The organism is Algoriphagus sp. SE2, from assembly GCF_039563885.1.
Lineage (GTDB): Bacteria > Bacteroidota > Bacteroidia > Cytophagales > Cyclobacteriaceae > Algoriphagus.
Genome location: NZ_JBCLWJ010000001.1, coordinates 275,136 through 301,270 on the forward strand (window position 1 = coordinate 275,136; position 26,135 = coordinate 301,270).

Here is a 26,135-nt window from a genome sequence, read left to right on the forward strand (position 1 = left end):
GGGGATGATGAAATGGGAAAAACTTTTGGCAAGGGGAAGATTTGGTGATAACCCAGGCTTTATTCCAACTCAATTATTAAGAAGTGAATTTGAAGTAGATTATGACCGGATCATATTTTCTGCTCCTTTTAGAAATTTGCAAGACAAAACTCAGGTATTTCCTTTACCCGAGCAAGCATTTGTACATACCAGACTTACACATAGTCTAGAGGTATCCAGCGTAGGTAGATCACTGGGAAAATCTGCAGGTGAATATTTATTGAAAAAATACTCAAACTTAGAGAAAACAGGGATTTCAGCTTACGAAGTAGGGGCAATAGTTGCTGCAGCAGCCTTAACCCATGATATCGGAAATCCACCATTTGGCCACGCAGGGGAGGAGGCTATTTCGGATTTTTTTAAATTCCATCTAGCTGGAAAATGTTGGGAATCCCATGTTAGAAGTGAACAATGGGCAGATCTTTGCAATTTTGAAGGGAATGCTCAGGGATTCAGGATGTTAGTTTCGAAATCAAATGGGCTGAAACTGACATACGCAACACTTGCAGCATTTACTAAATATCCAAGACCAAGCTTTATTCCCCACCGGGATATCGCTAGAAGAAGCCAAAAAAAGTATGGGTTCTTTATAAATCAACTTGCTGATTTTGAGCAATTAGGGAGCTTTCTTGGATTGGAAAAATCAAGCCCTGAATGTTGGCTTAGACACCCACTAGCATTTTTGGTTGAAGCAGCTGATGATATTTGTTACAGCATCATTGATCTGGAAGATGGCTGCACCCTCGGACTAGTAAGCTTTGAAGAAACCGTGAAACTTCTTGCTCCCATTTTAAAAGATAAGTTTGATCCAAAAAAGCTAAAAGATAGAAGTAATACCCAAAATTTGGGTGCACTTAGAGCATTAGCAATTGGAGAATTAATCAAAGAGATCGTTGAAGTATTTGCACAATATGAGGAGAGTATGTGCAAAGGAAATTTTGACAAGGCCCTAACTGATATCATCCCTTCTGCCAAAGCTCTTCAAAAAATAACTGCAATATCTGTTGAAAAAATCTACCGATCTAAAGTGGTGCTCGAGAAAGAGGCCGCAGGCTTTCAGGTTTTAGAAGGATTACTTTCTGTCTTTTCACAGGCACTTTATCATCAATTCTATCATCAAGACAAATTCTCTGGTCAGGACAAAAGTATCTTGCGATTATTACCGGAAGATTTTCCTTTGAAAGGCTGGGGAGCAGAAGTAAATCCTTATCCCTTACTCCGATCTTTAGTGGATTTTATTTCAGGGATGACAGACAAATATGCATTGAATCTTTATCGTAGGGTAAAAGGAATTTCATTTCCAAGCTCTTAACAATATACGAGGTTAGAAGTAGGTCCTAGTTCTCGGAAGAATTAGGACCTTTTCTTTTTTGGAACAAAAAAATATCTCTTCTCGGCTTAAAACTTGCTATTAATTAAGGCATTAAACTTCTGTTTATCGTAAAAAGATTATCAGTAAATAACCCAAATTAATCAGAAATAGGGGGTATTTACATTTTATCAATACTTATGAAAAAGACTCTTCTAATCCTATTAGGTATATTCTTGTTTCTAATTGCCTCGGCAATAGCGATTCCTTTTATTTTCAAGGATAAAATAGCTGCCCGAATTGACCAAGAAATTGCCCAATCTGTGAATGCAAAGGTTTTATATAACCTTGATGATATCAGCTTGAGTATTTTTAGCCGCTTTCCGAATATTTCCGCAAATGTTAAAAATTTTGGGATTGTTGGGAATAGCCCATTCGAAAATGATACACTAGCCAGGCTTGATGAATTACAAATAGATTTTAATCTGAAATCTGTACTATTCGACGACTATCCAACGCTAACTGGGATACACCTTAATGGGGGAAGTCTCTATATTAAAGTTTTGGAAGATGGTACCGCCAATTATGACATCACCTATCCAGCTGAAGAGAGTGTCCCTTCAGAAGAAAGTAACATGAAAATCGGGGTAGATCAAATTGAAATCAACAACCTTAACCTGGTTTATGACGATCGACAGCTTGACTATTTCATGGCTTTGGGGGCCATCAATGCAATCGGAAACGGAGAATTCACTACTGAAATCTACGAATTACCCATAGAAATGAGTGCAATGATTGCAGATATTACCTATCAGGACATAAGCTACCTTTCCAATAAGAGCTTTGCAGGGGAAACTTTGTTGAATATCGATATGGAAAAAATGAAGTTTACTCTTGGAGATGGTAACTTCAAGTTGAATGATTTCAATTTTGGTTTGACAGGTTTCTTGGCCATGCCCACTGATGACATAGAACTTGACCTGAATTTTGAAGGAAAAAACAACGAATTCAAGAGTTTATTGTCTCTTGTTCCAGGTATCTATTCAGATGGTTTTTCAAGCTTAGAGACTTCAGGTAGCATGGATTTCAATGGTTTTGTTAAAGGAATCTATAATGACACAACATTTCCTGCTTTTGATGTTTCCTTAAAAGTAGCAGACGGAATGTTCCAATACCCCGATTTGCCCAGACCAGTTAAGAACATCAATTTAGAAATGCAGGTCAAAAATGAAACTGAAAACTTGGATAATACCTCTGTTTCTATTCCCAACTTTAATCTGGATTTTGGAAGTAATCCAATTGCGGGACGATTCTTTCTCTCCGATTTAGTCTCTTATACGATTGATGCAGCGATTAATGGAAAACTGAATTTGGAAGAGCTAACCTCGATTTTCCCAATTGAAGGAATGTCTTTAAAAGGAAATTTAGATGTAAATGCAGCCGCTAAGGGAAAATATGATTCCGTAGCAGGAGTAATCCCAACCATTGATGCGAAATTGGTTTTGGCCAACGGATTTGCAAAAAATTCAGAGTACCCTGCACCCATTGAAAACATAAATGTAAATGCATTGATCCAAAATAAAACCGGGAAAATGAATGATTTTTTGGTCGATTTAAGCCAATTCGGTTTTGAACTAGAGGGTGAAGAAATTAAGGGAAATATCAAAATCTCAGACTTTGAAAAACTTAACTGGGATGGAAAAATAGCAGGTGGGGTAGATCTGAAAAAAATTATGGCAGTGTTGCCTATGGATGATTTAAATATAGAAGGAAGAGTCAAGGCCGATATTCTAAGCAAGGGTTCATATACTGCTGTCGAAACAGGAAAATATCAACAACTTGAAACTCAAGGAAAATTAGAAGTTGATGGTTTCAAATATAGTTCTTCTGATGTACCTCAAGGAGTAGAAATCTCAAAGGCAATAGCTGAATTCAGTCCAGCAAAAATCAATTTGACTGAGTTTAATTCAAAATTCGGAGAAAGCCCTGTTAAGGCAAAAGGCTCACTTTCTAATTATATGGATTATTTCCTCAATGAAAATGGGACTTTAAAAGGGCAGCTGGCATTAACAAGTTCTAGATTCAATGTAAATGAATGGATGTCTGAGAGTGCTTCAACAGATACTACCAACACAGAACTGACAGTTATTGATCTGCCAAAAAACATCGATTTTTCAATGACAGTAAATGCTAACGAAGTCATTTATGACAATTTGACCCTCAAAGAGATGAAAGGAAATATGACTTTGCAAGATGGGATTTTACGTTTTAATGATGCTTCCATGAATACATTGGGAGGAAGCATTGCCCTCCAAGGAACTTATGATCCTAGAGATTTGACCGCTCCAAAATTTAATTTTGATTTGAATGTTGCCGAGCTCAGTATTTCTGAGGCATTCAAATCTTTCAATACTGTCAAAGCATTTGCACCCATTGCTCAAAATCTAACAGGAAAATTCAGTTCTAATCTGAATTTTTCTGGAAATCTAGGCCAGGATATGATGCCCCTTTTGTCAAGTCTTGATGGATCTGGATTATTAAAAGTTGTTGAAACAGCCTTAAAAGACAGTAAGATTCTAGAGGGTATCACGAGTCTTACAAAATTAAAAGATGTAAATACCCTTCAACTTAAAAATATATCCATTCCGATATCTATCAATAACGGTGTGATGGATGTAAAACCATTTGATGTAAAACTTTGGGATTATGAAGCAAAAGTCCAAGGGTCGGCAGGCTTCGATGGGTCTATCAATTATTTAATAAATATGCAGATTCCAGCAAATAAATTTGGCTCACAAGCTACTTCTATTTTGGCAACCATTACAGGTACTCAAGCAGATGAAAACACCATGATACCTCTCGCATTAAATTTATCGGGAACTTATAATTCACCTAAAGTTTCACTAGCTGGAGGAAATAGTATTGAAAACCTTTTATCAAGTGCTTTAAAAGCAAGAGTCAGTGGGGAAACTCAAGCCCTTCAAACAAAAGCTACAGAGGAGTTCAAAGTAGCTCAGGATAGCATCAAAAAGGAAATGAAACTGAAAGCCGAAGTTGTTCAGGACAGCGTCAAGAAAGAACTGGAAAAACAAGCAGATGTCACAAAGGATAAAGCAGTAGAAGAAGCAAAAAAATTACTGAAAGGGTTTTTTCCAAAGCCGAAAGAAACGACAAAACCGGATACGACTTCAGGAAAAAATAATTAGATAACATCAAACTAACAAAGCCCCGAATGATTATAATTCGGGGCTTTGTCTTTTAATCCTTCTATTTTTTCAGTTTAGATCAGAGCATTTGATCTTTGGTAATAGTCTGCTCTAGAACTGAAAAGCAAGAATTAGTTTTTAAACTCGATTTCGTTAATTGATACAAGTACTTCTTCACCCTTGGCGTCTGAGTTTTTGAATATAAAATAGACATCGTGTATCCCATTAACTTCAGAAATGGCTGTAGTCGGTTTCGCAGAGTTCTGTCTTCTCCATTCTAAAGGTGAAACGCCAGCAGGAGGTCTAAAACCACCTTCAGGAGCTTCCGTTACTTTCTCGGTTTCACCCAATATTTTTCCAGTAGGGGAATCCAATCTGACCTCAACTGAGGCTCCTTTAGCATCAACTCTTCCGCTAATTCCTAAATACAAAGTTATTTCTTTGATTCCTGTCATGTCCAAATCCTTAAATCCTATATAAGATTGGTCTCCTTTCATAAAGAAACTAACTCTTGGTGTGGTCAGTAATTGTACGCCTTTTCTAACTTCTGAAAGCTGTGGGTCCAAAAATGGATTTCGCAAAGCAATAATATCTTCCCCAGTCAAGGAAGTAATATTCCCGGATCCCTTATCGGTGTAAAATGCTCTTATTAAATATCCTCCTTGACCGTCTTCTCCTTCAGGCACTTCTGGAGTCAGTTTTCCCTCTAATGGTAAAGAAGTTTCCGTTGGATTAGTTTCATTCAAGCTGAAAATGTAATCTATCATTCGCTTGGCATCCGCCTCTGATAATTGTGGGTGTGCACTCATTGCATGATCTCCCCAAACCCCACTTCCTCCATTAATCACTTTGCCAACGAGCATTCTGACATTTTCTGGAGTGTTAGGATATTTCAAAGCTACTGCCGAATAACTAGGTCCGATTGACGTAGTGTCGTATTGATGACAAGATTTACAATCGCTTGCCTCGATAAGATTTCTACCAATATTTAGCACGGCCATAGATTCGGCTCCTGATTGCTTAGATGCCATTTCGATCGGGTCAAAGCCTGCTGGAACATAATCAAATGTAACGGCAACTTCTTCTGGTTTAATAGTACCATTGGATGTGCTTCCATCTTCATTGTCAGTAACCTCAACTTTGTAATCCAGTGATTTGTCCCCGAAATAGAACGTCCTGTTTTTACCTGCAAAATCAATACTTACCTCAGGTCGCTCATTTCCTGCAACTAATTCCAAAGTAGCAGAATTAGATTCACCTTTTGTATCTGTTACTGTAAGTAAAACTTTATAAACTCCAGGAGTTTCAAAGGTGTAAGAAGCATCAACACCTTGAAGGTCAATATTTGTCCCGTTATCTGAAGAAATAGACCAAGTATATTTTAAATTCCCTTGATCATAATCATCATAATCATTGGTGCCTGCCGCAGTAAAATTAGATGTAAACGGAACTGCACCCGCAAGGACATCCGCAGATGCATTTACATTAGGCTTTCTATTTCCTCCGTGAAATTCTATTTTAACAATTCTGGAATTAGAATTTCCCCGAAACCAAGCACTCCCATATTCCAGAATATACAAAGCGCCGTCTGGACCAAAATCCATATCAATGGCTGAACTGAAAGTATCTTCAGGTAAAAAGCGTTCCATCGATTTATAATTTCCATTTTCATCCATCGAAACAGCCATGATCCATCCTCTCATAAAGTCCACAATCAACCATTTTCCTTCATAATATGCCGGAAAAACAAAAGGAGCATCTTTACTAAAATCTTTCTTTCTGAAGACAGGTCCTCCAGTTGCGCTTCTTCCAGAACTTCCAAGCAATGGAAATTCTTCCGATACTCCATATGGATACCATATAAATGCCGGAATTACTGGGGTTGGAAGCTCCCTTAGTCCAGTATTATTGACAGACTCATTAACTGGATTATTGACATCAAATGGTTCACCATAGGTGTCCGTTGCTAAATCATGACGATTGTAAGGGCGATTATTCCCAATAAAATAAGGCCATCCAAAAAACCCTGGGCCCTTTGCCTGATTAAATTCATCATATCCTTTTGGTCCCCAAATTGAATCAACAGATGCATCTGGACCAACTTCACCCCAATACAAATATCCTGTCTCACTATCCAAGGTAGGCCTCCAAGGATTTCTGTGCCCCATCGTATATATTTCTGGTTTGGTTTTCTCTGTCCCTACGGGAAATAAATTTCCTTCAGGGATCGTGTATGTTCCATCATCTTCTGGATGGATTCTCAAAATCTTTCCTCTTAAATCATTGGTATTTCCTGGAGCTCGTTGATCATCAGAGTTTTCAAATCCTGGTCTTTCATCCAAATTTGAGGAGCCTGTTCTAGGGTTTACAGTATTGTTTCCAACTGTCAAATAAAGGTTCCCCTCTTGGTCAAAAACCATTCCTCCACCTGTATGACAACACTCTTCCCGTTGCGTAGGAACGACTAAAAGTATTTTCTTCGAATCTTCTTTAAGGGTATTTCCATCTAGCTCATATCGAGCTAAGACATGTTGGGTATCAACAGGATCAGCATAATAAAGGTATATCCAGTGATTCTTTTCATAATCCGGATGTGTTATTACGCCCATCAATCCTTCTTCAGCTTCTCTTACTCTTCCTTCTTTATTGGTATATTTTGTATTTACCGGAATAGTCGCCACAAGACTTACTTCTCCCGTATTTTGATCCAAAATCTTAACACCTCCTTTTCTTTCAACAAAGAGGATTCTATTACCAGGAAGAAAAGTCATTTCCATGGGTTCGTCCATTCCTTCGGTTAGAACTACTTTTGTAAATCTATTTTCATCCGGTTTGACGGTTGGGTCATCAAACGGTTCAGGTTTATTACAGGAGCTTAATCCAACAACAAGTAAAATGATAAATAGGGAAAGGATTCTATTAATTTTTTTCTCCAAAGAGTTCATAAATAACTAAGTTATAGATAAGTGGGAATTTGCCACAAGGTAATATTATTTCAATTTGTCAATTTGTCAAATTGACAAAATAGATAATATATATCCACCTAAAATACTTTTTGCGGCATTTTATTGGGATAAATAATTTCTTAATGAAAAAATTATATGTTCAAATAGGGCTTTTATAAATTTATTTTTTTTGTAATTCCGAGCTGGTCTAGAATCACTACTCCGCTTTCGTTTTGATCAAACTGAAACCTGATTTCTTTTAGCATTTCTGGAGAAAAATTTGGGTTACCGGTTCGTAACCTCTCTAAATCAAATGAAAAGGTTTGAAAGATATTTTCGGAATGATCCTTTTTATCCAAAAAGTCTATTTTTAAGACTCTAGACTTAATTTGACGTTGAAGGTGTGAGAATTCTGACAAAAGAAAAGTGATTTCCTCTCCTGATTCATCTATGAGAATAATGGTAAAATCTAGTGGGGGTTCAGGAGTTTTTTCTTGCTCCTTATCCTTTTTTTCTTCGGACTTATCTTTAATTTCATTACTTTTTTCATTATCGGAAGCATTATCTTTTTCTTCATTCAGATCCTCCTCTGAATTGGAATTATTTTCATTTTTCCATTTTCCCCCACTTTTTGGATTGGAGCTTTCGGTAGATTCTGCCAAAGAAAAAACTAGCATGGAAGTAGAATCCGGCTTGAAACTCGTCGAATCCAAAGTAATGGAATAGCTAGCCAATACCGAATCAGGTATTGAAGGTTTTGAGCCATCTTTCCAAAGCGAGTCAATACCCTCATTTAGATTTTCATAATTCCACCCTAAATAAACAGCTCTACTTCCCTTTTTACCATATTCCATATCTATCTCCCCTTCTCGCCAAACCGTTAATTTATCCCCATTGGCAGTACCTCCTGTGGTTGTAGTAGTTAACTCAAAATCTTCATCGAAATCAGCCCAAATACGCGTATTTGAATCTTCAAATTGACTCAGGTAGATTGACTCTGGAAGCCAATCCTTTCCTTTTCTGGGGTCCGTAAAAAGCGGGAGATATTCTCTTTGTTTATTTAAGCTTACGTCTAAAAATGCTCCAATAAATACTTTCGCTACTTCCTCTTGATCCTCAACAGGCATTAATTGCTCTCTATTGAGAATTCCTTTAAAAGTCACCCCGTAATCATTATCTCCCCAAGAAGTATTGAATTGCCCATGATTTGCCCCAGAGATATAAACTGCAGATTTGAAATGGTAGGAACTATCAGAGAATTTAATTCGCTCATATTGCATGGATCCGGCAAACGATGTCACATCAGCATCTTGGGCACCATGAATGGTGAGATAGTCTACATTTTCAAACTTTGTCCCGGAACCTCCTGGTTTGTATTGCCCATCTACCGGCGCAATCGCTACAATACCTTTGATGTTAAAATGATAACCCAATTTGATTGAAGCGTCATCTGGATAATACTCCAGAGCATTCAGCATGGCAGCATGTCCAACTGCCTCCCCTCCACGGGAATGACCCATTAGCGCAATTCTATTCATGTCAGCTTTTCCGAAAAGGGGATGTGATTCATCTTTATTCCACTCATCCCAAACGCGCAGATGCTCTAATAGTAACCAACCTCGAGCATCATTTTCTCTTTCCAATCGTCCAAAAAGATCTGTCCATGAACCATTGATAAAATTTTCATCTACAGAGGCTAAAATCATTCCTTTAGATGCTAAAAACTCTCCAAGGTAATCATACCCAGGATCAGAGAAATCTTGCATCGAATGATTACCATGAACTACCAAAACCAAAGGAAAAGGAACTTTTCCATCAGGCATCCATACCCGTGCATTGAGTGGTAATTCTTTCGAATCAAACCCCCAATACCTTTCTCTCCACCAGCCGCTGAATTTTTCCCAGTTATCAATAAATGCTCGTCCATCTACCGGTTCCGTTTGATAGGTAACCCCTTCAGCAAATTCTTCCCGGCGAAGGTCGTTTCCTGAACCATAGGTAAAAGTGGTAAACTGGAAGTTTCCATCTGCAGCTGGAGATGGCCCTTGAATCGATGAAACCTTATCCTCTGTAAGTTTGGCTGCATTTATCTGCTTATCTATTTCCAAACCTCTGATACTTCCAAAATAAATCAAAAAGCCTATCCCGGCTATTCCAATCGCAAAACCCAAAATTGAAACAACTTTCTTAGGAGTGGTTAAACGCCGAAAATGTCCCTTCCAAAACATGGCTATTCCAGCCCCAAGAAATGAGAAAACAAGAACCATAAAAATCCCAAAACGCTCATCTCCCAGTCGAACTATAGAAAGTATGATAACACAAGCAATCAACGTTCTCTTATAAATAAGAGGTATTTCAAAAATTAATTTTATGAGCTTGACTGTGAGATAAGAAACTAAAGTCACAGCTAGAAGAATTACAAGTCCAAAAGCTAGAACCCATGGGTCCTTCCAATTGATGCTCATGCCAACAACCTCAATTACAAACATTATCAAGGTTAAAACCAACAAGCCAATTGCTGCTCCTTTAATTGCAAAAGTTCCAGGCTTGATTAGGATCAATTTTCCTTTAACCCAATCACCTATTTTCTTAAAAAATTTCTTCATCATAACCTGGTTTATCTTATGGAGTAGGTTTCACTGAAATTTTACCATAAACAGCATCTCTAAAGTTTTTATGTAATTTTATTCCATCATATGGGAAAAGCTGAACGAACATCACCGCAGTTAGCTCATTAACTGGATCCACCCAAAATAGCGTAGAGGCTGCTCCGTCCCAAAAAAACTCCCCAACAACTCCGTTCATTTCTTCTGCCGAAGCAGGCAGGTCAGTCCGAACGGCAAAGTCGATTCCAAACCCTACTCTTCCTTTACTTGGTAACCAAGATCTTTCTGTCACAGAATCGGGGAGATGGTTTGTCGCCATCAGTTTTACAGTTTCTGGTTTTAGAATCGTCGTACCATTTAAAGTGCCTTCATTGACAAGCATTCTGGCAAACGTCATGTAATCATCCAGGGTAGAAGTTAATCCAAACCCACCAGGAGTTAATGGCCATTTTTTCAAATTGAATTCATGGGCAGATGAGTCTGGCATTTGTGTCAATTGGCCTTCTCCTGTTCGTTGGTAAGCTGCTGAAAATCTATCTAAATCTTCTTCTCTGACTACATATCGCGTATCATTCATGTTTAATGCACCTAAAACATGCTCTTGGACATAATCCCCATAGGGTATTCCGGAAATTCGTTCCACTAAAAAAGCTTGTACATCTACTGATTGGCCGTATTCCCATTGCGTTCCTGGTTGAAACCAAAGCGGAGTACTTCCGATTTTTTCTGCCATCACAGTCAATGTATTTTCATAACTTCTTGCATCTTTTTCTTTCATCACTTCGCTCAATCCAGGAATATTATCCCTATTGGGAAAACCTGCGGTATGTCTGGTGATATCCCGAATGGTCACGGGCCTTTCTGCATCTACCAAAATCATTTCTCCATTTTCATTCACGCCTTGATAAACCTTCATATTGGCAAATTCAGGAGCATATTTCTCCAGGGGATCATCCAATTTAAATTTTCCTTCTTCGTATAAAGTCATCAAAGCCGTTCCGGTGATAGGTTTTGTCATGGAGTAAATCTGCACGATAGTATTTCGGTCCATCGGGATATTTTTCTCTTTGTTTGCAAAACCAAAAGCATTAAAATAAACTTCCTGATCTTTCTCAAAGATCAATGCTGAAATCCCCGCCACATTTCCGGAATTAACATAAGCTTGTAGGGTGGAATCCAATCTCGCGACGGCCTGATCATTAACAACAAAATCAACTTTCTCTTCTTGTTCGGTACAGGAACTAAAGAAAAAAGAAAAACCTAGAAAAATTACCAGAACGATTTTCAATGATTTAATCATAGCGTATTAACTATTTTGTAAATTTTACCTTGATTTTTACTCATGATGTAAACTTGTTTTTCGGCATCTATTCCAAATTTCAGATCTACTCGCCCACCTACAATTTCTTCCATAGTGGTTTCTCTTCCTTCAAAAACGAACTTCATGCTTTTTACTTCTGGATAAGGCTTTTGATCCAAATCAGCAAAAAACAATCTTCCTGTGGGAATATCTCCAAAAACAAAATTTCCTTTCAGTTTCCCCTCTGGGATAAAATAACCCCCAATAACAGCCACGGCTTCATCATGCTCTAATTGAATAAGAGGGTAAGTAACGCCCTTTTTATCATCGTCCTTTGGCAAGGGGTAAAGGGTCCGGAAACTTCCAAAAGGATTAATCATAAACCTTCCTTCGCGGATGGGCCAGCCATAAAATTTCCCCGGCTCAATTAGGTTGATCTCTTCGATACTGTGCTGCCCAATATCAGTTGCAAACAACTTCCCTGATTCATTCCAGAAGATTCTATTGGGATTTCGGAACCCAAAAGCCAAGACTTCGCCTGCTTTTCCTTGCATCCCATAAAATGGATTTACAGTTGGGATTCCATATTTCCCATTGGCACTATTACTTCCAGTAGGATCAATTCTCAAAATGCTACTATAAACTCCTGCTCCTCCATGATCAGAGATATAGGCAAATCGCTTTTCTACAGTACCCCCATCCCCATATCCAATATAAAGCAGACCAAAATCCTCATCTCCTTTCTTTGCATTTGGATTAAAAGTCAACTCCTGCATTCCATGTGCTTGCGAAGCGTTATCAATTCGGAGAATTTCTCTACTGGTTCCCTGGAAGCTTTTTGAATTAGGGGAATCTGCTTTCCATTCAGTCAAAACCCATTGCATAAAGACGTTCAAACTATCTGTGTAGCCAAAATCTGAAGGTTTTGTACCCCCTGGCTCAGTATGTGCTGTATAGAATCGCCCATTTTCCTGGAACTCCGGATGAAAGGTAAAGCTTCCTAGACCTGTGGCCCATCCGGGCTTACTCACCATATCAGGCCTTTGCTCTAATAGATTTAGATAAAGCTGGGGCTTTTGATCCACCAACTCATAGATTCCTATTCGCTGATCATTGATCATCAAGCGATCGGTCCCGGGAATAGGCTCCATTTTAGTCATTTTGGCCAAAGCAGGAGTTGTGTCTGAAGCTGGTAATTGGGCAAAAAACTCCAATTCAAACCTTATTCCTGAGTCTTTGATTTTCTCTGGAATTAAATTCGAGGTAGTATCTCCCAAAATTTCAATGGGTAGCGTTTCAAAAGTGTGAAGATAGCTTAAGATTGAATTCAAGTCTGAATCCGAAAAATTAGGAAAACCGGGCATTTCATTCTTGTAGATGGCCAAAAGTTTTTCAGCTCTTTCGTCTTTGTCACGAAAAAACTCCGAAGGGTTTTTGATAAATCTTTTGATCCAATCTGTTTCTACCTGACGTGTTAAACCACTTAGGTTCGGGCCTATTGCATTCTCGTTAAAATTATGACAAGTAGAACAATTCTGATCAAAGAGTACTTTTCCTGCCTTTATTTGATCGACATCCTGACTGATAGTTACACCAAATTCTTCTGTGCTATTTGAAGTACAGGAGATGGTAAATAATAATAAGATTCCTAAAAAAAGTATGCTTAAATTTTTCATGGACACTAATTTGGAGCTTTTTACCAAATACCGAAAAAATTATCGCTTTTCTGTCAGGTTTTAAAATAAAAAAACCTCAGGCATATAATACCCGAGGTTTCTTCAATAAGTCCCTGTTTAGTTAAAAAGGATATTTTCCCTTCTCGATCATGTAATCAGCTACTTTCCTTCTGAGCTCTTTTGTATTGACTAAATCTGCTTTAGTAAACCTCTTCAATCCCATAAGCATGACTTTTTGCTCATCTCCTTTCGTGAAACTGGCAATCGCTTCTTTGGCAGCTGCATTGATTTTATCCACTGCTTCAGCCAGGTAAACTTGGGACATTGCAATTTGATTTGCACATTCAGATTCCCCTTTGATTCCTACTAGTTTTTCTGCTCTTAGGATTGCTGATTCCGCTGCGTAAATTTCAATCATCACATCGGCAAGATTCATCATGATTTCCTGTTCATCCTCAATTTTATCTTGAAGTGCCATCGCTGCCTTTCCACCAACCATCAAAAACACTTTTTTCAGCTTTTTAATAGTTTCTTTTTCTGATGCAAAAAGCTCTGAAGTATCAATTGTTTCAAAAGATGGTACCGATGTTAACTCCGCTGATACAGCCATTGCAGGCTCGAATAAATTGATTTCACCTTTCATCGCTCGTTTCAACAACATACCAATCATAAGCATCCGGTTGATTTCATTGGTTCCCTCGTAGATTCGGGCAATTCGTGCATCTCGATAAGCTCTTTCCATAGGAGCTTCCGCGGAATAACCCATTCCACCATAAACCTGAACACCCTGATCTACTACATAGTCCAAAACTTCTGAGCCATGAATTTTTGCTATTGCACATTCCATCGCAAAGGCTTCAACGCCTTTTAGTTTCGCCTCATTTTCTTCCATTCCCTCAGCAACATAAGTATTGATTTGTTCTTCAATATCTTGTCCAGCTCTGTAACAAAGAGATTCTGAAACGTAAGTTCTAATCGCCATTTCGGCCAACTTTGACTTAATGGCTCCAAACGAGTTGATGCTAACCCCAAATTGTTTTCGCTCAGTCGAATATTTAATGGCTTTAGTAGTAACTGTTCTGGTGCCTCCTAAAACCCCTGCTCCTAATTTTACTCTACCAATATTCAAAATATTTACTGCTATCTTAAATCCATTCTGACGATCAGAAAGCATATTTTCTACAGGAACTTTACAGTCATTGAAGAAAACCTGACGGGTAGAAGAACCTTTAATTCCCATTTTCTTTTCTTCTTCATTCATAGTGATTCCACCAAAAGTCTTCTCCACGATGAATGCTGTCAAATTTTTATCATCTTCAATTTTTGCAAAGACAATAAACAAATCAGCAAAACCTGCATTTGAAATCCACATTTTCTGCCCATTAATCAGATAGTGCTTACCATCCTCAGTCAAAGTAGCCTTTGTCTTACCACTATTTGCATCCGAACCCGCATCTGGTTCCGTCAAACAATAACAAGCCGCCCATTCACCTGTTGCAAGTTTAGGAAGGTACTTTTCCTTTTGTTCTTCTGTACCATAATACAAAATTGGTAATGTACCGATACCAGTATGAGCACCATAAGTAGTAGAAAAAGAACCGGCTGATCCAATGATATCTGCGATAAGCATGGAAGTATTAAAACTCATACCCATTCCACCATATTCCTCAGGAACTGAAATTCCCAATAGTCCCAATTCTCCTGCTTTTTTGAAAATAGACGGCACAAGATCTGGGTTCTTCATACTGTCAATCTCCTCAATATTTGGGGTAATTTCAGTATCAATAAAATCTTGGCAAGCTTGCGCCATCATTTTTTGTTCTTCAGTGAACTCCTCAGGAATAAATATTTCCTGAGCTTCGGTTTCCCGGATAAGGAATTCTCCTCCTTTAATAGATTTTGATATTGTTGCCATATAGAATGGATATTTTTAATTTTTGAAACTCGACCAAGAATTATTTTAATAACTCGTAAACTCCGGCAACTCCCTGACCTCCTCCTACACAAGCTGTCACTAAACCGTATTTTTTGTTTTGCCTTCTTAACTCATTAAATATTTGAACAGATAGTTTCGCCCCAGTACATCCCAGCGGATGGCCTAATGCTACGGCGCCCCCATTAACATTGACGATTTCAGGGTTCATTTCTAAAGACTTAATTACTGCCAAACCTTGTGCAGCAAAAGCTTCATTTAATTCAATCAAATCGATATCATTCAATGTAAGGCCTGCTTGTTTCAATGCTTTTGGAACAGCTTCTTTCGGACCTATTCCCATGATTCTAGGATCAACACCAGCTACACTGTATGACATCAAACGAGCGATAGGCTCCAATTTCAAAGATTTCATGAATCTCTCAGACATAACAACTACGAAAGCTGCTCCATCAGATGTTTGAGAGGAATTTCCCGCAGTAACCTGTCCGCCATTTTTGAATGCAGGCTTCAACCCCGCCAATACCTCTTTTGTCGTTCCTGATCTTGGGCCTTCATCGGTGTCAACGATATATTTTCTAGTTTTCTTTTTTCCTTTTTCATCCAAATAGGTTTCCTCTACCTCTACGGGTACTATTTCATCTTTGAATTTACCGGCAGCTATTGCTGCCAAGGCTTTTTCGTGTGATTTAACCGAAAATGCATCTGCCTCTTCTCTGGTTATATCATATTCCTTTGCGAGTTCTTCTGCTGTCAACCCCATACTGATGTAATAAGAAGGGTGTTCGGTAGCGATCTTATAATTCAAAGCTGTCTTGTATCCCATCATTGGAACAAGAGACATACTTTCAGTTCCACCAGCGATGATACAATCGGCCATTCCTGCTTTTATTTTTCCGACTGCTAATGCAATTGCTTCCAGGCCTGATCCACAATATCGATTAATGATAAATCCAGGGTTATCAATACCCATGGCAAGAAGAGAAATCATCCTTCCCATTTGCATACCCTGTTCCGCTTCGGGAACTGCATTACCTACTATAAGATCATCCACATGTTTAGGTTCCAAACCAGGGGTATTTGCTATCAAATGCTTAATTACATCTGAGGCAAGATCATCTGGTCTATAAAATCTAAACCCTCCCTTTTTAGCTTTTCCTACTGCTGATCTATATCCATTTACTATATATGCTTCCATGATTTATTGCGTTTTTTGATTGTTGAGATGCTTGATTCTTACTACTAGCTTCTAATTTCTGAGCGGTTTTCCCTTGAATAGAATACTATGAATTCTTTCCAATGTCTTTTTCTCACCGGTTAAACTCAAGAAAGCCTCTCTTTCCAAATCCAATAAATATCTTTCTGATACTTCCGTAGGAGAAGACAAGTCTCCTCCAGACATTACCCAAGCTAATTTTTTGGCAATCTTAGCATCATGTTCAGAAATATAGGCTCCATATCTCATGCCTGTAATCCCTGCTTCAAATAGTGCAAGAGAAGATTTACCCAAAACTTTGATGTTTTTTTGCTCTAAGGGTTGAGTGTACCCTTCATCAAAAAGGGATAAGACTTTTGCTTTTGCGTCTGCTAATTGTCTTTTTCTATTCAAAGTTATCCCGTCGCTCTTCCTTAAATAACCAAGATTTTTGGCCTCTTTGGCTGACGTTGAAACTTTTGCCATAGCAATATTCATAAAATACTCTTGCAATTGGTTCAACTCGACATCTCCATCAATAAGGCTGTTGGAGAACCTTAAGGTCATTTCTTTGGTACCACCTCCAGCAGGGATCAATCCTACTCCAACTTCCACTAATCCCATATATAATTCAGCATGTGCTTGGACATGATCAGAATGAAGCGAAAGTTCGCAACCTCCTCCTAAAGCCATATTGTGAGGTGCAACGACTACAGGAATAGATGAGAAACGTGCTCTCATCATTGTGTTCTGAAATTGGGCAATCATTAAATTGATTTCATCAAAGTCTTGATCGCCTGCAAACATGAACAACATCGCTAAATTGGCTCCTGCAGAAAAATTAGCACCTTCATTTCCTATGACTAATCCCTTGTGTGATTTTTCAGCCATTCCAATTGCCGTATTGATTCCTTCAATTACTTCAGCTCCCATGGAATTCATTTTGGTATGAAATTCCAATCCGATCACGTCATCTCCCATATCGTAAACAGTCGCTCCAGAATTTCCCCAAACCTTCTTTCCAGCAGATTTTAAGGTATCTAAAATGATAAATTCCTCAATTCCAGGAATTTCCAAATATGATTTTGAAGGAATGTCGTAATAATGCTTTTTACCATCAATGACTTTATAAAATGACTCATTGCCAGCTTCTAACATCTCATGAACCCAAGCTGCTGCTTTTTCACCAGCAGCTTCCATATTCTTGACTGTTTCTTTTACTCCCAATACATCCCAAGTCTCAAAAGGACCAAGTTCCCATCCAAAACCTGCACAAACTGCTTGATCTATTCGATACAGCTCATCTGATATTTCTGGAATCCTATGAGAGCAATATTTAAATAAATCGTAAAAAGATGTTCTATAAAATTCCCCGGCCTTGTCATCAAAATTTACCAAGAACTTGATTCTTTTTTTAAGATCCTCGATTTCCTTGGAAGCTTCTAATGCTTTGAATTTAGGTTTCTCTACATCTTTGTATTCGAAAGATTCGAAGTCAATCTCTTTGAGCTCCTTCGTACCATCTTTATGTCGAATCATTTTGAAATAACCCTGTCCTGTCTTATCTCCAAACCACTTGTTATTATAAAGAACCTCGACAATTTTAGGAAGCTTGAATTTATCTCTTGACTCGTCATTCGGCAAGGCCTTGTAAAGGTTATTAGCCACATTCACTGTCGTATCCAAACCTACTATATCCATGGTTCGGAAAGTCGCAGACTTTGCTCGACCAATTACAGGACCAGTAAGTTTATCTACCTCAGATACACCCAACCCCATCTTTTCGATAGCGTGCATACCAGAAATAATCGCGTAAACTCCAATTCTATTGGCAATAAATGCAGGCGTATCTTTACAGAGTACGGTCTCTTTTCCTAAAAATTTATCGCCATAATCCATTAAAAAATCGACGATTTCAGGGTTAGTCTTAGGTCCTGGGATTATTTCCAATAATCTCAGATATCTCGGAGGATTGAAAAAGTGCGTACCAGCAAAGTTTACTTGAAAATCCTCAGATCTTCCTTCACACATCATATGCATGGGGATCCCCGATGTATTAGAAGTAATTAGAGTTCCAGGCTTTCTAAATTTTTCTACTTTCTCGAAAAGTGATTGCTTTATATCTAATCGTTCAACAACTACTTCCATTACCCAATCATAATCCTTGATTTTGGGTAAGTCATCGTCAAAATTTCCCGTTTTTATCCGGCTTGCAAATGCTTTGTCATAAATGGGCGATGGATTAGACTTTAATGTGCTTTGTAGAGCTGTGTTTACTATTCTATTTCGAACACCTGGATGTTCTTTTGTATGTCCTTTTTTTTGCTCCTCTTCTGTTAATTCAAAAGGGACAATATCAAGTAAAAGTACTTGTACGCCAATATTAGCGAAATGACAGGCAATTCTTGACCCCATCACTCCTGAACCTAAAATGGCAACATTTTTAATTGCTCTTTTCATTTTTTTGGGTTTTTCGGTTATTCTTGGCCGAAACCAATTATTATTTTACAATTCAAATACGATCTTATTTATTTCAACTGAACCTTCAGATTGAACTTGGTCTATAACCAGTTGAATTTTTTCAAAAACCTTAAAGAAATTGGTTAACTCTGACTCGCTTACCACTTCTCTTATCTGCTCATTAAACTCCCGAATAGTATTGATTGAAATTTCCTTCTTTCTCTTTCCCTCTTCAGTTAAAAATATTCTTACGGATCGCTTGTCCACTAAATCAGGTTTTTTGTAGATCAATCCCTTTTCCTCCATATTCTTGAGCATCCGGGTAAGACTCCTAGTTTCCAATCCCATTAGGGGAGCAATTTTTGTGGCTGGTGTACCTTCTTTGGAATTTATATTTATCAAAACGAATCCAATTGCAGTAGTAAAACCTTCTCCCGCAGCCTTCTGGTTATACATCCTCGAGATGGCATGCCACGCACTTTTAATATGATAATCTACTGTCTCTTCTCGCTTCATACTACCATTATTATCCAAATTCTATAGAAGTCTAATGTAACGAATATTTTGTATGCATGCATACCATATTCAATAAAAAGTTATGCATGCATCACAAATTAAAAATTGTTATTTTTAATAATTCAGAATATTTGTCTGATAAACAATATTAAAAAGTATAAATCAGAATAAAATTTAATTTTTTTATTGGAATCAAAATCATGTTTGGAAAAAATCAATTATGGAATTAAAAATACTCTAAGACCTTGTATTGTATATTTTGATCTGGATCAAAACACATTTAAGAGTTATAGATTGAATCAACATGTTTTTCATACTTTGACATAATCACTTTTCTCTTCAATTTTAAAGTCGGGGTCAATTCTCCAGTTTCGATTCCCCATGGATCAGATAGAAGCTTAAAGCGTTTTATTGTTTCCCATTTTGCAAAATATTTATTCATATCCTCAATGACCCGATCATATTTTGCTACAATCTCAGGTTTTTGAATCATTTCACTCATTTCTGTAAAAGGAAATCCCTTATGTCTACAATATTCTTTTAAACCTTCTTCACTCGGTACAATAAGAGCTGCAGGGTAATTTCTGTTTTCACCTACTACCATTACCTGGTCAATGATATTTGATTCCTTTATCTTATTTTCTATAACCTGAGGAGCAACATATTTTCCTCCGGACGTTTTAAACATCTCTTTCTTGCGATCAGTGATTTTCAAGTATTCTCCATCCAGCTCTCCTATATCTCCTGTATGAAACCAGCCATTTTGGAGTACTTCCGCAGTCATATCAGGTTGCTTATAGTAACCCTGCATTACGTTAGGTCCTTTGACCAAAATTTCACCATCCTTAGCGATTTTTACCTCAACATCTTTTATGATTTTACCAACGAATCCAATTCGAATCTCATCATAATTACAAATTGAAACTGAAACAACGGGTGAAGTTTCAGTTAATCCATATCCTTCACAAATTTTTATCCCAGCTGCCCAGAAAACTCGGGCAAGTCTTGGTTGCAACGCTGAGGCACCAGAATTTATTTGTAAAACTTCACCACCCAAAGCTTCTCTCCATTTACTAAAAATCAGTTTATTTGCCATTTTTAATTGCCAGTTATACCATGCTCCCTGGTCTTTACCGGGATCATATTTATGTCCCAACTTCAAAGCCCAAAAGAAAAGTGACTTTTTAATCCCTGATAATTCATATCCTTTTGAGACAATCTTATCATATATTTTTTCCAACAGTCTTGGAACAGTGTTAAAACCTTGTGGTTTAATTTCCTTTAGGTTATCACCTATTTTTTCTAAACTCTCCGCATAATAAATTGATAACCCCATATACAAACAACAAAATGAACCAGTCCTTTCATAAATGTGACAAAGCGGCAAGAAACTTAAAACTCTATGTTTGCCTTTTTCAAGTAAAAATGTATCTGAAACTGCTAAAACATTACTCAATACATTGTGATGAGTCAACATTACTCCTTTTGGTCTACCAGTTGTACCAGAAGTATAAATTATAGTAAATATATCATCTGACTTCACTTTAAATTTTGAATTTTCCAGTAATTCCAAGTCTCCATTTTCACCAGAAATCATGAAGTCTTTCCAAAAATTTACTCCCTTCATTTTTAAAAAACTATAAATTTTTCTTTCCCCAGCTACATTTTTTGCTTTCTCATAAATCTCCTCATCGCCAACAAAAATCATTTTGACCTCAGCATGCTCAAAAATGTACCTAAAATCTTCAGAAGTGATAGTTGGATACATCGGAATAGAAATAGCACCTATTTGCTGAAGTCCTAAATCAATAAAATTCCATTCCGGTCGATTTTGAGAAATTATTGCGACCTTATCTCCACCTGATATTCCAGCGTTTAAAAAAGCTAAACTTAAATTGTCTACAATTTTTTTTACTTCTCTTGATGAATAAGTTACCCAGACTTCATTTTCTTTAAAAGCTAAGGCAATCTCTTTATCATACTCACTGATCTGATAGGATATTAGATCAAATATTCGATTTAAGAACATGGCTGAGTTTTTGGGTTTGGGGTATATAAGTTAATTAAAAAAATTAGCCTTTTTATCAAGCTATCAACATTGTCCACCTTTTAATAGTAATTACATCTTTTTTAAAAAAATAATCTATTATAGTTATTAGCAATGTGTATTTGTGGACAATTTACTTTTTAAAAGTTCTCCACTAGTTTCAAAAAGCTGTTTTATATTTATCCATCTAGTTATACCATGTTTATCAACACATAACTAATTGGTAATCTGAATAGTGATTATTTATCCACCAATTTCCTCTTTTATGATATTTATTCCTTGTTGGTAATTCTTCTGTGGATTAATTGATATGCTAATGTGGATATACCTGGAGTTATCCCCCAATGTATTTACTGTTTAATTAGCCAGTCTTCAAATTGGGGATAAACTGGAATTTCTTCTTTTTTATGAGCTACTTTTCCACCGTTATTACACACTTATCAACATAAGATTTTTGATTAATTTAGTCCTGTTTTTGGTGTAGCAATTATGCTAAGATCGTCCAAAGTCCAACCTGCTTTAATTACAACTTCTTGAAGTTTGGTTTCTTGATCTTGAAAGTAAAAGATCCTTTCTGCATATCTTTTTTCAATATAATTCGATGGATCCCATCTCTTATTGCCATTTATATCTTCTATTACTCTGATTTTATAAGTTCCTGGCTCTATTAGGGATATCATAAAGTTGTTTTGATCTTCCACATAGATTTCTCTATTAATTTGAGATTTAGTGTCAATCAATTGGATGATGTAAGGAGGAGTGGCCCCTAAAATCTTTCCAGATATCCCATCTGCAAGAGTTTCTCTTTTAAGCTTTCTATAATTAGCAGATAGAACTGCCTCGTTAAATTCCCCTTCAATGTCTAAAAAAGTAGAATCAGATGCTTTTATTGTAAATATTTCTTTATTTAATGAATCTGGTATGGTAAGATTTATTTGTATAAGATCTCTTTTTAAAGAATCAACTATTTCTACCATATCCGGTGTTATAGGGATCATTGATGCTGTATCATAGGTAACGTATAATGAATCGTAACTTATTTCTATGATTGGTTTATTGAATTTTAATTCGATGTTTAAATCTTGATAAAAGCTTTTGCCTGAATTTGCATTGAAAGTTAGTTTTTCAGCTCTTCTTTCTGATTCTTTAAATTTAGCATAGATCGTTGTGTCAACTTTGAAACTTAAAGAGTCCTGTAATTTTAATTCGATTTTAACACTATCTGTTAAAGGTAATCTTGAGTAGAGCTTAATACGTTGGTCGCTGACATTATAATTAATGCTATCCCCTATTTTTTCATTTATTAACTGTATTTGTAAAGGACTTTTGTTTAAGACTATATCGTAATTACTTCCTGATTCTGAGGATCTTGTAAGTTTTATAGGAGTTAGATCTGCTTTCGATATGTTGAAAATAGCACCTGTGACATTCGATTCAATAGAAATGGTATCTAAAATAAAATCGTAATCCTCACTTTTATATTCTGCTTTCAGCGTGTTGTTTCCATCATGCCAAGCATAAGCTCTATATTTTCCAGATTTAATATTTCCAATAGAAAATAAACCTAATGAATCTGCTTGTGAAAGGTAGTATGGCTGGGCTGTAAAGACATCGGTTGTATCCTCATATTCATAGAGTCCAACTATTACATCATTATAAGAAAAACCTCTACTTGGTAAATAATTATTGACCTTTCCGGAAAATGATAAACTATCTATGCTTTGACCAGTAGAAAAAACAAGTTTTAGATTTTCGGTAGGATTACTTTCAGACAAGTCCTGAATCGATTTCTGAAAATTGAAGACATAAGTTGTACTGTCCTCTAATTCTTGGTTTAACTCTATTTTAACCGTGTTTTTTAGAGCTGTAATGACGAGCTCATCCTTATTTAATTTTGGTGTGATAATAATATTTTTATTGGGGTTATCAAGTTTGATATATTCGTCAAAGACTATTAGAATTTCGTCGGGTTTTTGATTCAAACTTTGATTTTCTGGATACATTTCAAGTACTACAGGGGGATCTTCATCTCTGGGACCTCCCATGGGCGTACTTTGCTTTGCACAAGAATTGAATAGGAAAGCAATAATAAATAAGGCTATGTATAGTCTGTAATTCACTTCTTTCTAAAAATAAATAGATTACTTGAGTATTGACCAATTTGGTTTTTTGCTGCTTTATTGGATTTCCACCCCTTTTTTATTGCTTTTAGATATTTCAAAATTATGGATTGATCTGGTTTAATGTAGCCTTCAGATAATAAGGAGACATAATAGCTATCAAAAGGCATTGGATTTACCCTAACTAACTCTAAATCAAAGAGTTGTTCAAAGTTTTTCATTGCTACCTGATCAAAATGATAAAGATGCCTAGGCACATCCCATCCTGCCCAATCTTTTCCATATAGTTTTGCATCATAACTTTCTGGGTTTGGTACAGCTATTATAATGTAACCATCTGATTTTAAATGTTTTAGTATCTTTTTCACCGTTTTTCTTAAACGATGAATGTGTTCTAATACATGAAATAAACTGATGATATCGTATTTCTTCTTATCCCCTATTAGATCTATATCTTCAACGATTGCATTTTCAAGAATTGTATTTGCTTGATTTCTTGCTTTTTCGGTTGGTTCTACTCCATTTACTTTCCATCCTTTATTTTTTGCTGCTTGCAGGAATTCGCCTGTTCCACAGCCATAATCTAATATTTTGCCTTCTCCTTTTAGTTCGGTAATCAGTTTTACTTTCTTTGATACTGTATACTCTCTAACAAGTTTATAGATAATTTGAGTGATGCTTTTATTATTCTTTTCATGGGAATAATATTCGGAGAAATCGTAGTATGGACCAATCTTGTTCTCTTTTGGTCTTGGATTTGTAAAGAGTAAAGAACACTTTTGACACCGACAAACAATAAAGGATTGTTTACTTACTGCGTGATCTTTTATCTCGGTATAGTTAAGAAAAAGCCCACTTTTACAGAGTGGGCATTTACTAAGTCTTTCGGCCATAATTATCTACCTAAATAAACTGTAAGTATAGAAAGATCAGCTGGAGACACGCCACTGATTCTTGATGCTTGCCCTAAAGTTTCAGGTTTTATTTTATTCAATTTCTGTTTGCCTTCATTTGATAGTGCGGAAATATTTAAATAGTCGAATTTTAGTGGAATTTTATAATTTTCCATGTTACTAAGTTTTTCAACCATTTGCTGTTCTTTTTCTATATAGCTATCATATTTAACCTGTACTTCAGCTTGTTCTCTTACTTCTTGAGGGAAATGGGAAAGATAAGTGTCAAATTCTGGATCGAGAATCATTATTTGGTTGAGTCCTATTTGAGGTCTTTTTAAGAGTTTCTCAGCAGAAACTTTTTCTTTTATTTCAGCAGTTCCTAGTTGTTCTAATCCTTTGTTTATTTGTTCAGGAGAAAGCTTTTTCTGTTTAAGATAATTTATCAAGCGTGCGGTTTCTTTCTTTTTGCTAAGAGTTTTATCAAGCCGTTCTTGACTGGCTAAATTTATGTCAAAACCGAGTTTGGTTAATCTTAGATCCGCATTGTCTTGTCTTAATAGTAATCTGAATTCTGCGCGAGAAGTAAACATTCTATAAGGTTCTTCGGTGCCTTTATTGATTAAATCGTCAATAAGAACTCCTATATAAGCGTCTGATCTTTTTAGAAGAAATGGATCTTTTTCCTGGATTTTTAAGCTTGCATTTATGCCTGCTATTAATCCTTGGGAAGCTGCTTCTTCATATCCTGTCGTTCCATTTATCTGTCCTGCAAAATATAGATTTTCGATAAGTTGGGTTTCTAAAGTTAATTTTAATTGAGTCGGCGGGAAATAATCGTATTCTATAGCATAGCCAGGCCTGAACATTTTAGCATTTTCAAAGCCTTCTATTTTCCGAAGGGCTTTATATTGTATATCTTCTGGAAGGGATGTTGAAAACCCGTTTACATAAATTTCCACCGTATTCCATCCTTCAGGTTCTACGAAAATTTGATGCCTTTCTCTTTCAGCAAATCTGTTGATTTTATCTTCAATGGATGGGCAATACCGAGGGCCTAGACCCTGGATTCGACCATTAAACATAGGAGATCGATCAAAACCTTCTTCTAGTGAGCTGTGAACCTCTTTATTTGTATAGGTAATCCAGCAAGTTCTTTGCTCTTTTATGGGACTTGTTTCATCAGAATAACTGAATTTTTCCGGGTTTTCATCCCCATATTGCACTTCCATTTTAGAATAATCAAGGCTTCTCCCATCAACACGTGGCGGAGTACCTGTTTTCATTCTTCCAGCCTCAAATCCAAGAGATACTAATTGTTCGGTTATCCCTTTAGCTGCTGATTCACCAGTTCTACCTCCTCCGAATTGTTTTTCTCCAATATGAATCAATCCATTTAGGAAGGTGCCATTTGTCAGTACTACGCTTTCAGATTCTATTTCTATTCCAATGCTAGTTCTAACTCCTCTTATCCTACCATTTTGCACTAAAATCCCTGTTATCATCTCTTGCCAGAAATCAACATTTGGTGTTTTTTCTAATGCTAAGCGCCATTCTTCTGCAAACCTCATACGATCATTTTGGGATCTCGGAGACCACATTGCAGGGCCTTTGGATCTATTTAGCATTCGGAATTGAATCATGGATTTATCAGAAATTATTCCTGACATACCTCCTAATGCATCAATTTCACGTACTATTTGACCTTTTGCTACTCCTCCCATTGCAGGATTGCAAGACATTTGGGCAATCGTATTCATGTTCATTGTACATAATAATACCTTTGAGCCCATCTTCGCTGCAGCATGAGCGGCTTCACAACCGGCATGCCCTGCACCTACTACTATTACATCATATTTTGGAAACATGATTTATTTCTTTTTACTGTTT

General features: G+C 36.8%; 14 protein-coding genes. 2 read left to right on the plus strand and 12 right to left on the minus strand.

Features of this window, described 5'->3' with window-relative positions; all coding sequences use genetic code 11:
* The first annotated feature begins 7 nt into the window (after nt 1-7).
* Entirely contained in the window at nt 8-1,351 is a 1,344-nt protein-coding gene (dgt, locus tag AAGF08_RS01130) for a dGTP triphosphohydrolase (protein WP_343509286.1), read from the plus strand.
* A 197-nt stretch (nt 1,352-1,548) separates the two neighbouring features.
* The gene (locus AAGF08_RS01135) at nt 1,549-4,554 is read left to right on the plus strand and encodes an AsmA-like C-terminal region-containing protein (protein ID WP_343509054.1); all 3,006 of its coding nucleotides are present in this window, start codon (nt 1,549-1,551) and stop codon (nt 4,552-4,554) included.
* A gap of 131 nt (nt 4,555-4,685) precedes the next feature.
* Here the strand turns inward: AAGF08_RS01135 and AAGF08_RS01140 are convergent, their stop codons facing one another.
* The 12 genes from AAGF08_RS01140 to mnmG form a co-directional block, all read right to left on the minus strand.
* Nucleotides 4,686-7,499, minus strand: a complete 2,814-nt coding sequence (locus AAGF08_RS01140) for a PQQ-dependent sugar dehydrogenase (RefSeq protein WP_343509055.1) — start codon at nt 7,497-7,499, stop codon at nt 4,686-4,688.
* A 173-nt stretch (nt 7,500-7,672) separates the two neighbouring features.
* A complete protein-coding gene (locus AAGF08_RS01145) occupies nt 7,673-10,105 on the minus strand; it encodes a hypothetical protein (protein WP_343509056.1) in 2,433 nt (810 codons plus the stop codon).
* A 16-nt stretch (nt 10,106-10,121) separates the two neighbouring features.
* A complete protein-coding gene (locus AAGF08_RS01150) occupies nt 10,122-11,405 on the minus strand; it encodes a serine hydrolase domain-containing protein (protein ID WP_343509057.1) in 1,284 nt (427 codons plus the stop codon).
* Nucleotides 11,402-13,081: a PQQ-dependent sugar dehydrogenase gene (locus AAGF08_RS01155; RefSeq protein ID WP_343509058.1), complete on the minus strand. Its 1,680-nt coding sequence runs from the start codon at nt 13,079-13,081 to the stop codon at nt 11,402-11,404. The genes AAGF08_RS01150 and AAGF08_RS01155 overlap by 4 nt, the downstream gene beginning before the upstream one ends.
* A 121-nt stretch (nt 13,082-13,202) precedes the next feature.
* The gene (locus tag AAGF08_RS01160) at nt 13,203-14,996 is read right to left on the minus strand and encodes an acyl-CoA dehydrogenase family protein (protein WP_343509059.1); all 1,794 of its coding nucleotides are present in this window, start codon (nt 14,994-14,996) and stop codon (nt 13,203-13,205) included.
* Between the two features lie 40 nt (nt 14,997-15,036).
* Nucleotides 15,037-16,212 carry an acetyl-CoA C-acyltransferase gene (locus AAGF08_RS01165; RefSeq protein ID WP_343509060.1) on the minus strand — a complete coding sequence of 392 codons (1,176 nt, stop codon included), beginning with the start codon at nt 16,210-16,212 and terminating at the stop codon, nt 15,037-15,039.
* A gap of 51 nt (nt 16,213-16,263) precedes the next feature.
* The gene (locus tag AAGF08_RS01170) at nt 16,264-18,669 is read right to left on the minus strand and encodes a 3-hydroxyacyl-CoA dehydrogenase/enoyl-CoA hydratase family protein (protein ID WP_343509061.1); all 2,406 of its coding nucleotides are present in this window, start codon (nt 18,667-18,669) and stop codon (nt 16,264-16,266) included.
* Nucleotides 18,670-18,714: 45 nt separating this feature from the next.
* A complete protein-coding gene (locus AAGF08_RS01175) occupies nt 18,715-19,185 on the minus strand; it encodes a MarR family winged helix-turn-helix transcriptional regulator (RefSeq protein WP_343509062.1) in 471 nt (156 codons plus the stop codon).
* 280 nt (nt 19,186-19,465) lie between these two features.
* Entirely contained in the window at nt 19,466-21,214 is a 1,749-nt protein-coding gene (locus AAGF08_RS01180) for a long-chain fatty acid--CoA ligase (protein ID WP_343509063.1), read from the minus strand.
* Between the two features lie 476 nt (nt 21,215-21,690).
* Nucleotides 21,691-23,352: an Ig-like domain-containing domain gene (locus tag AAGF08_RS01185; RefSeq protein ID WP_343509064.1), complete on the minus strand. Its 1,662-nt coding sequence runs from the start codon at nt 23,350-23,352 to the stop codon at nt 21,691-21,693.
* A complete protein-coding gene (locus AAGF08_RS01190) occupies nt 23,349-24,245 on the minus strand; it encodes a class I SAM-dependent methyltransferase (protein WP_343509065.1) in 897 nt (298 codons plus the stop codon). Before AAGF08_RS01190 ends, AAGF08_RS01185 begins: the two co-directional genes overlap by 4 nt.
* A gap of 2 nt (nt 24,246-24,247) precedes the next feature.
* On the minus strand, nt 24,248-26,113 hold the full coding sequence (gene mnmG, locus AAGF08_RS01195; RefSeq protein ID WP_343509066.1) for a tRNA uridine-5-carboxymethylaminomethyl(34) synthesis enzyme MnmG: 1,866 nt from the start codon (nt 26,111-26,113) through the stop codon (nt 24,248-24,250).
* Between the last annotated feature and the right edge of the window lie 22 nt (nt 26,114-26,135).